This window comes from Mesorhizobium sp. WSM4976 (genome assembly GCF_029625685.1).
Taxonomy (GTDB): domain Bacteria; phylum Pseudomonadota; class Alphaproteobacteria; order Rhizobiales; family Rhizobiaceae; genus Mesorhizobium.
In genome coordinates this window covers 53,007-65,246 of sequence record NZ_JARTVT010000036.1, presented here as the reverse complement: position 1 = coordinate 65,246, position 12,240 = coordinate 53,007, and the positions used below count along the sequence as shown (strand labels likewise).

General features: G+C 64.3%; 8 protein-coding genes. 4 read left to right on the top strand and 4 right to left on the bottom strand.

Annotated elements, in window-relative coordinates:
- Positions 1 to 203 precede the first annotated feature (203 nt).
- Positions 204 to 1,778 (top strand): alkaline phosphatase, encoded by a 1,575-nt coding sequence (locus P9272_RS31670; protein WP_278163983.1) that lies wholly within the window; start codon positions 204 to 206, stop codon positions 1,776 to 1,778.
- 43 nt (positions 1,779 to 1,821) lie between these two features.
- Here the strand turns inward: P9272_RS31670 and P9272_RS31665 are convergent, their stop codons facing one another.
- Positions 1,822 to 2,091 (bottom strand): hypothetical protein, encoded by a 270-nt coding sequence (locus P9272_RS31665; RefSeq protein WP_278163982.1) that lies wholly within the window; start codon positions 2,089 to 2,091, stop codon positions 1,822 to 1,824.
- A 214-nt stretch (positions 2,092 to 2,305) separates the two neighbouring features.
- Here P9272_RS31665 and typA point away from each other — a divergent pair, with 214 nt between their 5' ends.
- A complete protein-coding gene (gene typA / locus P9272_RS31660) occupies positions 2,306 to 4,135 on the top strand; it encodes a translational GTPase TypA (protein ID WP_128257937.1) in 1,830 nt (609 codons plus the stop codon).
- A gap of 51 nt (positions 4,136 to 4,186) precedes the next feature.
- Here the strand turns inward: typA and P9272_RS31655 are convergent, their stop codons facing one another.
- Positions 4,187 to 4,810 (bottom strand): DUF1062 domain-containing protein, encoded by a 624-nt coding sequence (locus P9272_RS31655; RefSeq protein WP_278163979.1) that lies wholly within the window; start codon positions 4,808 to 4,810, stop codon positions 4,187 to 4,189.
- Positions 4,811 to 5,309: 499 nt separating this feature from the next.
- On the opposite strand from P9272_RS31655, the gene P9272_RS31650 reads away from it, so the two are divergent.
- A complete protein-coding gene (locus P9272_RS31650) occupies positions 5,310 to 5,921 on the top strand; it encodes a LysE family translocator (protein WP_128257935.1) in 612 nt (203 codons plus the stop codon).
- 110 nt (positions 5,922 to 6,031) lie between these two features.
- On the opposite strand, the gene P9272_RS31645 is transcribed toward P9272_RS31650, so the two are convergent.
- Both P9272_RS31645 and P9272_RS31640 read right to left on the bottom strand, forming a co-directional pair.
- The gene (locus P9272_RS31645; protein WP_128257934.1) at positions 6,032 to 6,355 is read right to left on the bottom strand and encodes a YciI family protein; all 324 of its coding nucleotides are present in this window, start codon (positions 6,353 to 6,355) and stop codon (positions 6,032 to 6,034) included.
- Positions 6,356 to 6,596: 241 nt separating this feature from the next.
- Positions 6,597 to 7,160: a peroxidase-related enzyme gene (locus P9272_RS31640; RefSeq protein ID WP_278163975.1), complete on the bottom strand. Its 564-nt coding sequence runs from the start codon at positions 7,158 to 7,160 to the stop codon at positions 6,597 to 6,599.
- A gap of 128 nt (positions 7,161 to 7,288) precedes the next feature.
- Here P9272_RS31640 and P9272_RS31635 point away from each other — a divergent pair, with 128 nt between their 5' ends.
- Positions 7,289 to 12,064: an NAD-glutamate dehydrogenase gene (locus P9272_RS31635; RefSeq protein ID WP_278163973.1), complete on the top strand. Its 4,776-nt coding sequence runs from the start codon at positions 7,289 to 7,291 to the stop codon at positions 12,062 to 12,064.
- Positions 12,065 to 12,240: the final 176 nt, after the last annotated feature.

Genomic DNA, 12,240 nt, shown 5'->3' with positions numbered 1-12,240 from the left:
GTCCTCCCGGCTGGCAAGAAAACTGTCACCCATCTAATCGGTCCATTCTGTTACCTATCTATCCGGTTCGGACAAGGTTCCCCTTTTTCCCCTTGGGGGAGGGGCAAAGGTGCACTGTTATCAAAACTTCATGGTTCCGAGATACGCCTGAAACAATGAGGCGACAGCTTGGCGGTCCTGTTCAAAGCCATCCGGAGACAGCCATGAACAAGCTTTCCCTCACCCGCCGCGCTTTCGTCACCTCGGCCAGCGCCCTTGGCCTTGTCGGCGCCTCCGGTCTGGCGCTGCCCTATTATTCCCGCGCCAGCCAGCGCCCGGCCTTCACGCATGGCGTCCAGTCCGGCGACGTCGATGCTACGTCCGGCATGGTCTGGACCCGCACCGACCGCCCGGCGCGCGTCATGTATGAAGTCTCGACGACCGAAAGTCTTGCAAACGCCACAAGGCTGGCGCCGCTCGATACCTCGCCAGCCAGCGACTATACGGTGAAGCGGCTGCTCACCGACCTCCCCGCGGACCAGGACATCTTCTACCGGATGATCGCGGCTGACCTGTCCGACATCAACGCCTTGTCCGAGCCGATCGTCGGCCGCTTCCGCACCGCGCCGTCCTCGAAGCGCGACGTGCGCTTCGCCTGGTCGGGCGACACGGCCGGCCAGGGCTGGGGCATCGACGAGACCGGCATGAAGACCTATTCGACCATCGCCAAGCACACGCCGGACTTCTTCCTGCATTCGGGCGACACGATCTATGCCGACGGCGCCATGAAGGACGAGGTCGACCTGCCCGGCGGCGGCAAGTGGAAGAACGTCGTCATGCTCGACGGCAAGCGCAAGGTTGCCGAGACGCTGGACGAATATCGCGACCAGTGGAAGTACAACATGATGGACAAGCATGTGCTTGCCCTCTCCGCCATCTGCCCGACCTTCTACCAGTGGGACGACCACGAGGTGCTGAATAACTGGTCGGGCTCGAAGGACCTCAGCAAGGACGACCGCTACAAGGAAAAGTCGATCCATGTGCTGGCGGCGCGGGCGGCGCGCGCCTTCCATGAGATGACCACCATCCGCTACGAGCCGTCGGAGCCGGGCCGCGTCTACCGCAAGATCTCGCATGGGCCGCTGCTCGACGTGTTCTTCCTCGACATGCGCGCCTATCGCGGCCCCAACGGCGCCAATCTGGATGAAACGCTGACGCCGAAGTCGCGCATGATCGGCGAGGAGCAGTCCAAGTGGCTGAAGCGGGAACTGGCGAACTCCAAAGCGACTTGGAAGGTCATCGCCGCCGACATGCCGCTCAGCCTGGTCGTCTGGGACGATGCGGCGAAGAAGGTCGGCTTCGAGGCTGTCAGCAACAACGACAACGGCAAGCCGAAGGGGCGTGAGCTCGAATTCGCCGATGTGCTGCGCTTCATCAAGACTGCCGGCATCACCAACACGGTGTGGCTCACCGCCGACGTGCACTACACCGCCGCGCACTACTACAACCCCGACAAGGCGCAGTTCCAGGATTTCAATCCGTTCTGGGAATTCGTCTCCGGTCCGATCCATGCCGGCACGTTCGGCCCCAACGACCTCGACATGACCTTCGGGCCGGAGCTGAAATTCATCAAGGCGCCGACCGCCGAGCAGGGCCAGAACCTGCCGCCGTCGGCGGGTTTGCAGTTCTTCGGGCTGGTCGATATTTCGGGTGCGACCGAACAGCTGACGGTACGGCTGATGGATCGCGACGACAACGAGCTTTACAAGGTCACGCTCGACCCGGTGCGATCGGCGTAAGGCGTTTCCAAATGACGCGATGGCGACCGCGGATGCGCGGTCGTCAATCCGGATAACAAGCGCGCGGAATGTTCGGCCAAACCGCCGTGTCGCAGTTGGCATCCTTCTGACGCTGCTTGAAGGCGGCGCTGACCGGGCCGGTAACGATCGGGTCGACGCCGTCGGGGGCATCGGCGAACATCTGCTGCGCGGTCCTGGCATCAGGCGGCGATATCGGGTCGGCTTCCCTGAGCGCGGCCGCCGATTGCGCGGCGCCGGCCGCGACGAGCAGGCCAAGCGCCGCCCACGCAAAAACCGGACGCAATCTGGACATCTGATCGGTCATGAACATCGAACTGCCCGGCCCCTCAAAGGTTCCGCCTTGGTTAACAGAATCATTTCACACCAAGACGTTTAACAATCAGTGACCATTTATTTGGGGTCGGGCCTCCCCTTTCGCAATTGCGAAAAACCTTGTATGAGCCGCGCAACCGAAAAAGGCGGCGCTTGTTAAGCCTGCTGCCTGCAACGTTCCCGAGACCAGAAAAATGAACCTTCGCAATATCGCGATCATCGCGCACGTCGACCATGGCAAAACCACGCTGGTCGACCAGCTTCTGAAACAGTCCGGAGCCTTCCGCGACAACCAGCGCGTCGCCGAGCGCGCCATGGATTCCAACGACCTCGAAAAAGAGCGCGGCATCACCATCCTCGCCAAGGCGACCTCGGTCGACTGGCACGGCACCCGCATCAACATCGTCGACACGCCCGGACACGCCGATTTCGGCGGCGAGGTCGAGCGCATCCTGTCGATGGTGGATTCGGCGATCGTGCTTGTCGACGCCGCCGAAGGCCCGATGCCGCAGACCAAGTTCGTCGTTGGCAAGGCGCTGAAAGTGGGCTTGCGGCCCATCGTCGTCATCAACAAGATCGACCGACCGGACGCCCGCCATGTCGAGGTGGTCAACGAGGTGTTCGATCTCTTCGCCGCGCTCGACGCCACCGACGAGCAGCTCGATTTCCCGATCCTCTACGGCTCGGGGCGCGACGGCTGGGTTTCCGAGAATCCCGAAGGTCCGAAGGACCAGGGCCTGGCGCCGCTGTTCGACCTCGTCGTCAAGCATGTGCCGGCGCCGACGGTCCATCCCGGCCCGTTCCGCATGATCGGCACCATCCTGGAAGCCAACCCGTTCCTTGGCCGCATCATCACCGGCCGCATTGAATCCGGCACGCTGAAGGCCAACCAGGCGGTCAAGGTGCTGCACCATGACGGCACCCAGATCGAGACCGGCCGCGTCTCAAAAATCCTTGCCTTCCGCGGCCTCGAGCGCCAGCCGATCGACGAAGCCCAGGCGGGTGACATCGTGGCCATCGCCGGCCTGTCCAAGGGCACCGTGGCCGACACCTTCTGCGACCCGTCTGTGAGCGAGCCGCTGCATGCGCAGCCGATCGATCCGCCGACGGTCACCATGTCCTTCCTCGTCAATGACAGCCCGCTTGCCGGTACCGAGGGCGACAAGGTGACCAGCCGCGTCATCCGCGACCGCCTGCTGCGCGAAGCCGAGGGCAATGTGGCGCTGAAGATCGAGGAGTCGGCCGAGAAGGATTCCTTCTTCGTTTCCGGCCGCGGCGAATTGCAGCTTGCGGTGCTGATCGAGACGATGCGCCGCGAAGGCTTCGAGCTCGCCGTATCACGCCCGCGCGTCGTCATGCAGAAGGGCCAGAACGGCGAATTGCTGGAGCCGGTCGAGGAAGTCGTCATCGACGTCGACGAGGAGCATGCCGGCGTCGTCGTGCAGAAGATGTCGGAGCGCAAGGCCGAGATGGTCGAGCTGCGTCCGTCCGGCGGCAACCGCCAGCGCCTCGTCTTCCACGCGCCGACGCGCGGCCTGATCGGCTACCAGTCGGAGCTGTTGACCGACACGCGCGGCACCGCGGTGATGAACCGGCTGTTCTTTGCCTATGAGCCTTATAAGGGCGAATTGCCCGGCCGCACCAATGGGGTGCTGATCTCCAACGAGCAGGGCGAATCCGTCGCCTACGCCATGTGGAACCTGGAAGACCGCGGCCCGATGATCATCGATCCGGGCGTGAAGGTGTATCAGGGCATGATCATCGGCATCCACTCCAGAGACAATGACCTCGAAGTGAATGTGCTCAAGGGCAAGAAGCTCACCAATATCCGCGCCGCCGGCAAGGACGAGGCGGTGAAGCTGACGCCGCCGATCCGCATGACGCTGGAGCGGGCGCTGGCCTGGATCCAGGATGACGAGCTGGTCGAGGTGACGCCGAAGACCATTCGGCTGCGCAAGCTCTATCTCGATCCGAATGAGCGCAAGCGTTTCGAAAAGGCCGCCAAGGTCATGGGCGCGGCCTAAGCTTGCAGCCAAAGGGTTCAAAGGAGGGAGCGCGTGCTCCCTCTTTTCGTTTCAGCGGCACGCTGCCGACAGAATAGCGCGGCAATCCGCCTCCTTGGCCAGGTCGATGCGCACCGCCAGGCCGTCCCGAACCGGCTTGCGCAAGGCTTTCGCGCCATCCGGTTCGATGGTCAGTCGCCTTCGGTCATCCAGGGCCTGGAGCCTTGACCGCGAGAGGCCAAGCTCGCCGGCAAGCAGGCGGTCCAGCCGCAAAGGCGTCGTGCCGTCCAGCCGAAGCTCGAGCGCGAGCGCGTCGGCGTGTCCCGGCTCGCCGTCCAGCAGGTCCTTTCGGACCGTGACATCAGGAGAGTCCTCGACCCGCCCGGCCCGGTTGCGCAGCGAGGCGGCATCGAAGGCAAAGCGGCGAACAAGCGCCGGATCGTTGCTTTCGAGCGCTGCCAGCCGCGCCGGCTCGATATCGTGGCGGTTTCGCCGTTCCAGGATGGTGAAATTCCAGGAGTTGTCGCAGCCCACGCAGCGATAGATCAGCCAGACGTCGATGCGCTTACCATTGGCATTGACGCGGAATTTCTTGCTGCATCGATAGGGTTTGATGTCGCCGCAGCGGTTGCAGTTGATGAGAGGTCGTGGCGCGATTGCGGGCGCGATCGTCCAGTGGACACGCAAGGTAGACATGCCGGTAGCCCTTCCCGTCGGGAAGTCCGTCAGGCCGGCAATGTCCGAGATGCCCTCTCTTGTTGAGCATGATCTTTTCCGAAATCCGGGTACCGCTTTTCGGACTCATGCTCGTGCAGGCACGGTGTGGCGAAGGCTGCGCGTGTTGGACGTCAGGCCTGCGTGGGTCACACGCGGCGGCTCAGCAATGCCAAACCGGTCTCGAACCGCCGCCTGAAGAACACGTGAAAATGGAGCAGGCGGCGTTATCGTCGCGCCTGCGGTGCATTCAAGGGAGTTGGCGAGACCGGTGGTTACTGAGGCAAAGTGATGCTCGAAAAATGGATGTCGGGCAGGTCTTCTAGCTAAGGCCGAAGGGGTCGGCAAGAGCTGTAACTATAAGCGTCGGCGGCGCCGACGCTGGCAGCTATTGTCGCCTTGCTAAATGATCGCGCCTTGCTGGGCGTGCCAAATCTGCTCCAATCGGCTATCGTTTCTTTTTATCTTGTAGGAAGCGCCCATGCACCTCGCCTCGCTGCTGATCTTCGCCGCCGCTTTGTTCGTCGCCGCGGGCTCGCCCGGGCCGTCGATCGCGGCGCTCGTGGCGCGCGTCATCTCGAAGGGGTTCCGCGACGTCTTCCCCTTCCTGCTGGCGATGTGGATCGGCGAGGCGATCTGGCTGTCGCTGGCGGTGTTCGGGCTGGCCGTCGTGGCGCAGACCTTCCACTACGCCTTCGTCGTCGTGAAATGGGTGGGCGTCGCCTATCTCGCCTATCTGGCGTTCAAGATGTGGACGGCGCCGGTCGAGGCCAAGGAAGGCGAGATGCCGCGCGAGGATTCGGCCCTGAAACTCTTCTTTGCCGGCATGGCGGTGACGCTCGGCAACCCGAAGATCATGATGTTCTATCTGGCGCTGCTGCCGACCATCATCGATCTCGCCTCAGTCAGCGTCGTCGGCTGGGTCGAGCTGACGCTGACCATGGCTGTCGTGCTGGTGGTCATCGACCTAGCCTGGGTGCTGGCCGCCTCTCAGGCGCGCCGGCTCCTGAAGAGCAAGCGCGCTATGAAGATCGCCAACCGCGTCAGCGCCACGACGATGGCAGGCGCCGCCGCGGCGATCGCCGCGCGCTAAAGCAATTCCCGGAAAAGCGTAAGTGGTTTTCCGCCCGGAATTGCGTCAGAACAGGAAGATAGGGCAGTTCGCCGTTTCCGTGAACGGCGAACCGCTTTAAGCCGCCGGCCTCACATCATTTCGATGATCGGCGCGATCTCGACGCTGAAGGCCGGGTCCATCAGGATCGGGCAGTCCTTGGCCTTGGCGACAGCGTCGTCGATGTCCCTGGCTTCGACGACGGTATAGCCGGCGGTCGGGTTGCTGCCGCCATTGTTCTCGATCCTGCCGCTCGGCAGCACAGTCTTCGACATGCCGACCGGATTGCCGCCATCGACCACGGCCGAGCCGAGCTTGTCGTACCAGCCGGTCCAGGCATCCATTGCCGCTTTGCGTTCGGCTTCATCTGTCGGCATCTTGCCGGAGCCGTGATAGACATAGAGAAATTTCGCCATGTTCTCCTCCCTTGTCGGCGGCGTCGAACCGGCATGCGGCCACGCCGCTTGCGATATGCGGCTACGCCACAACCCGATATGCGGCTACGCCGTAATCGTGGATACGCGGCAATCCCGCAGTTCTGGACATGCAGCTACCCTGCATCTTGCATATGCAACTACGCTGCAATCCTGATCATCGGACCAAATGACGCGGCGGGCAACGAAAAATTCGGTTTTGCTAATATAAGACCTGCGGCCGTCATCTCGCCATGGCGTGGTATTCGTGGTTGGGCCGCATGTCGACGGCAGCGGCTACCCGGTTCGACATGTTGAAGAAGGCGGCGGTCGAGGCGATGTCCCAGATGTCGCGGTCCGAAAAGCCGGCCTGGCGCAAGGCGGCGCGATCGGCTTCCACGATCCTGGCCGGCTCTTCCGTCAGCTTCACGGCGAATTCGAGCATGACGCGCTGGCGGTCCGACAGCTGAGCGGCACGGAAATTCATCACCATCATCTCGCCCATCGCCGGCTCGCCCGACAGCTGACGCACCGCCGCGCCGTGCGCGGTCAGGCAATAATAGCAGTGGTTGATCGAGGATACGGCGACCGCGATCATCTCGCGCTCCAGCTTCGACAGGCCCGAATCGCCCAGCATCAGATTGTTGTACATGTCGGTAAAGGCACGCAGCTTCTTCTCGTCGAAGGCGTAGGCGAGAAGCACGTTGGGCACGAGGCCGAGCTTCTCCCGGCATTTGTCGAAATAGGCTTTCGTCGCCTCGCTGAGTTCCGCCTGGACAAGGTCAAGCGCGGTAATCCTGTCATCCATGATCGTTCTCCTTGCAACACAACCGGCGTCGATTCGAATTTTTTAATGCGTCGTCAAACCTTTGTCGCGAAGCGGCGGTCATCTGCTACGATAGCCACAAAAGCATAAGACGGGAGGGACCAAGCGTCATGGCCAGCGTGAAATCCAAGCCGAAGAAGAAAGCGGCAGCCGCCGCGAAAGCCGAGGAGCCCGCAAGGCTTGCAGACTATCTGCTTGCGCGGGCGCCCGCCGAGGATATCGCGGCCTATGACTCGGCCGACCTGGAACGCGCAGGCGAGCTCGCTGCCCGAGCGGTGGCCAGCCACAGGAAGGGCGAAAGCGTCGTCGCCGTCGATGCCGATTCGGGCGTTGCCTGCGACGGCCGGCCGGTCACGGTCATCACCGTCGTCAACGACAACATGCCGTTCCTGTTCGATTCCATCCTGGGCGAGATCACCGAGAGCAGCGGCCAGCCGACGCTGGTCACTCATCCGATCGTTACCGTCCGTCACCGCAAGGCCGGCGTCGTCGACGTTCTGGGCGACAGCGGCAAGGAGGACGACGAGCACGAACGGCTGAGCGTTGTCCACGTCCACGTTCCGAGGCTGACCGCTGAGGAGGCGAAGAGCCTTAGCGAACGGCTGCGCAAGATGCTGTCCCAGGTCCGGGCCGCAGTCGTCGACTGGAAGCGGATGCTCGCCCGCCTCGACCAGGCGATTTCCGAGTTCCGCTATTCCGCTGTGCCGCTCGACAAGAAGAGCGTCGCCGAGGCGATCGCCTTCCTCGAATGGCTACGCGACGACAATTTCACCTTCCTCGGCATGCGCGAGTTCAAATATGTCGGCGGCGAGGAGAGCGGCTCGCTGGAGCGCGCCGACAAGCCAGGGCTCGGCATCCTGGCGGATCCCGACGTGCTGGTGCTGAGGCGTGGCACCGAGGCGGTGACGACGACGCCGGAGATCCGCGCCTTCCTGCACGGGCCGGAGCCGCTGATCGTCACCAAGGCGAACGCCAAGTCCCTCGTGCACCGCCGCATCTATCTCGATTATGTCGGCATCAAGACCTACACGTCGAAAGGCGCGCTCGCGGGCGAATTGCGCATCGTCGGCCTGTTCACCTCGACCGCCTACACGCGCTCGGTGATGAAGATTCCTTACCTGCGGTCAAAGGCGGAGACCATCATCGCCAAGTCCGGTTTCAATCCGAACGACCATTCCGGCAAGGCGCTGATCAACGTGCTGGAAAGCTATCCGCGCGACGAATTCTTCCAGGTTCCGGTGCCGGTCCTCAGAAAGCATGCCAATGCCATTCTCGGCCTGGTCGAACGGCCGCGGATCAGGGCGCTGGTGCGCGCCGACCAGTTCGATCGTTTCGTTTCAATCCTCGTCTACGTACCGCGCGACCGCTATGACAGCGTCGTGCGCGAGAAGATCGGCGCCTATCTCAAGACCGTGTTCGAGGGCCGGCTGTCGGCCTATTACCCGGCCTTCCCGGAAGGCGGGCTGGCGCGCGTGCACTTCATCATCGGCCGTTCCGGCGGCAAGACGCCGAAGATCGAGCAGTCGACGATCGAGGCGGCGATTCGCGACATCGTGCGCACCTGGGAAGACGCGCTGTCCGAGGCTGCGGAAGCGGCCGGCAGCGATCCGGCGCTGAAGGCGATCGCGACGCGATTCCCCGAAAGCTACCGCGATAGCTTCTCGGCCGCCGTGGCGCTGGCGGATGCCGGGCGCATCGCCAAAATCAGCGCCGACAATCCGATCGCCATCGACTATTACCGCCATGCCGACCAGAAGCCGAACCAGGCGGCGCTGAAGATCTACCACCATGGCAGCCCGGTGGCGCTGTCGCGGCGCGTGCCGGTGCTGGAGAATATCGGCTTCCGCGTCATCAGCGAGCGCACCTTCGAGGTCGGCGGCGATCCGGCCGATCGAGTGTTCATCCACGATATGGAATTGGAGAACAGCTACGGCAAGCCGATCAACCTCGCCGATGGCGGGGCGCTGTTCGAGGACGCGTTCTTGTCGGTCTGGCGCGGCGACGTCGACAATGATGGCTATAACGGCCTCGCGCAGACCGCCGGCCTGTGGTCGGGCGAGATCACCATCCTGCGCGCCTATGGCCGCTACTTGCAGCAGGCCGGCATTCCGCAGAGTCAGGATTTCATCGCCGCCGCGCTCAATCGCTACCCTGAGATCGCGCGCGGCCTGCATGCGCTGTTCGTCGCCCGGCTCGGGCCGACTGCGGAAGGCGACGGCGCGGTCGCAGCCAAGCACCTCAAGGCCAAAATCAAGGACGCGCTGGAAGAGGTCCCCAACATCGACGACGACACCATCATACGCCGCTACCTCAACCTTATCGAAGCCTCGCTTCGCACCAATCATTTCGTAGCCGATAAGAAGGATAAAGGGCAGTCGCTGGCGATCAAGCTCGACTCGCAGGCGGTCGAGGGACTGCCGGCGCCGCGGCCCTGGCGTGAGATCTTTGTCTATGGCTCCGAGGTCGAGGGCGTGCATTTGCGGTTCGGCCCAGTGGCCCGCGGCGGCCTGCGCTGGTCGGACCGCGCCCAGGACTACCGCACCGAGGTGCTGGGCCTGGTGAAGGCGCAGCAGGTCAAGAACGCGGTAATCGTGCCTGTCGGCGCCAAGGGCGGCTTCTATCCGAAGAAGCTGCCGATGAGCGCCGGACGAGACGCCATCTTCGAAGCCGGCACTTCGGCTTACAAGAACTTCGTCTCCAGCCTGCTTTCGATCACCGATAATATCGGCGCCGACGGGGTCATCCCGCCGGCGGGTGTGGTGCGGCGCGATCCTGACGATCCATATTTCGTCGTCGCCGCCGACAAGGGCACGGCGACCTTCTCCGACACCGCCAACGCCATTTCCGAGAAGCACCACTTCTGGCTGGACGATGCTTTCGCCAGCGGCGGCTCGGCCGGTTACGACCACAAGAAGATGGGCATCACCGCCAAAGGCGCCTGGGAAGCGGTGAAGCGGCATTTCCGCGAGATGAACCGCGACATCCAGACCTCGCCCTTCAGCGTCGTCGGCGTCGGCGACATGTCGGGCGACGTGTTCGGCAACGGCATGCTTTTGTCGCCGGCCACCAGGCTGATCGCGGCCTTCGACCATCGCGATATCTTCATCGATCCCGATCCGGACATGGCGGCCGCGATGGCCGAGCGCCAGCGCATGTTCGCGCTGCCGCGCTCATCCTGGCAGGATTACGACAAGTCGAAGCTGTCGGAAGGCGGCGTCATCGTCTCGCGCAATCAGAAATCCATCACGCTGCCGCAGGCGGCCGCTGCCGCGATCGGGCTCGCCAAGACCACGGCGACGCCGGTCGAGATCATGAACGCCATCCTGAAGGCCCCGGTCGACCTTTTGTGGTTCGGCGGCATCGGCACCTATGTGCGGGCTTCCGGCGAAAGCAATCAGGATGTCGGCGACCGCGCCAACGACGCCATCCGCGTCACCGCGCTCGACGTGCGAGCCAAGGTGATCGGCGAGGGCGCCAATCTCGGCGTCACCCAGCGGGCGCGCATCGAGTTCGGCATGAATGGCGGCCGCTGCAACTCGGATGCCATCGACAATTCGGGCGGCGTCAACTGCTCCGACGTCGAGGTCAACATCAAGATCGCGCTGGCCTCGGCGATGCGCAAAGGCTCGCTGACGCGGCCGGCGCGCAACAGGCTGCTGGCCGAGATGACCGACGAGGTGAGCGCGCTTGTGCTCTTCAACAACTACCAGCAGACGCTGGCGCTGTCGCTCGCGCGCAAGCGGGGGCTGGCCGACATCGCACACCAGGCCCGCTTCATGACGGCGCTGGAGGCGCGAGGCCTGCTCGACCGGGCGGTCGAGACGCTGCCTTCGCCAGCAGCGCTCGCCGAACGCGAGGCGCGCGGCGAGCCGCTGACCAGAGCCGAGCTCGGCGTTCTGCTTGCCTATGCCAAGATCGTGCTGTTCTCCGACATCGTCGCCAGCGACGTGCCGGACGATCCGCATTTCGACCGCGACCTGATGGGCTATTTCCCTGAGCGCATGGCCAAGAAATTCGCCGGCGAAATCCGCGACCACAGGCTGCGGCGCGAGATCATCGCGCGCGTCGTCGCCAACGATCTCGTCAATCGCGGCGGACCATCCTTCGTCAATCGGCTGCGGGAAGCCACCGGGCGACCAGCGGCCGATGTCGTGCGCACCTTCGCCGTGGTTCGCGACGGCTTTGCGCTGCCGGCGCTCTACCGCGAGATCGACGCGCTCGACAACCAGGTCGACGGGCAGACCCAGCTCGATCTTTACCAATCCGTCAGCCGGCTCATCTTTGTGACCAGCGGCTGGTACCTTAAGAACGAAGCTGGCTCCGCACCGCTCGGCCAGCGCATCGTCGAGCTGCAGGAGGCCCGCAAGGCGCTGGAGCCGAAGCTTCTGTCGCTGCTGCCGGCCTTCTCGCGCGAGCGGATCGAGGAGCGGCGGCACGTCCTGTCCAAGGACGGCGCGCCGGAGAAGCTCGCCGGCCAGCTCGCTCTGGCCGAGGTGGCCGAGCTGATCCCGGATATCGCGATGACCGCCCGCACCGCCAATGCCGACATCGTCAGCGCGGCCAAGGCCTTCTTCGCCGCCAGCGATGCCTTCCGCATCCCGCGCGTCGAGGAAGCGGCGCGCTCGATCATGCCGCCCGACTATTACGACCAGCTGGCGCTGTCGCGCGCCACCGACACGATCGGCGTGGCGCGGCGCGGCATCGCGGTGGCAGCCCTGACCGCGCACGGCACAGCGGCGGATCCGGTCGCGGCGTGGCTGGAAGCCGGCGGCGAGCGCGTCGCTCGCATCCGCGAGCGGCTTCAGGCGCTGACCGAAGGCGGCGAGATCACCGTCTCGCGGCTGTCGGTGGCATCCGGGCTGATGACCGACCTGACGGGGATGTGAGCTGGTGTTCCTCGCCTCCGCCGAAGGCGGGGGAGAGGTGGGGGGGGGGGGGGGGGCGGGGGGGGGGGGGGGGGGGGGGGGGGGGGGAGGCCAGGGCCGGGGGGGGGGGGGGGGGGGTTTGGGTAAACCGCCGGGCAGGAGGGCCCCGCGCGGCCCACCCCCCACCCCCCCCCCCG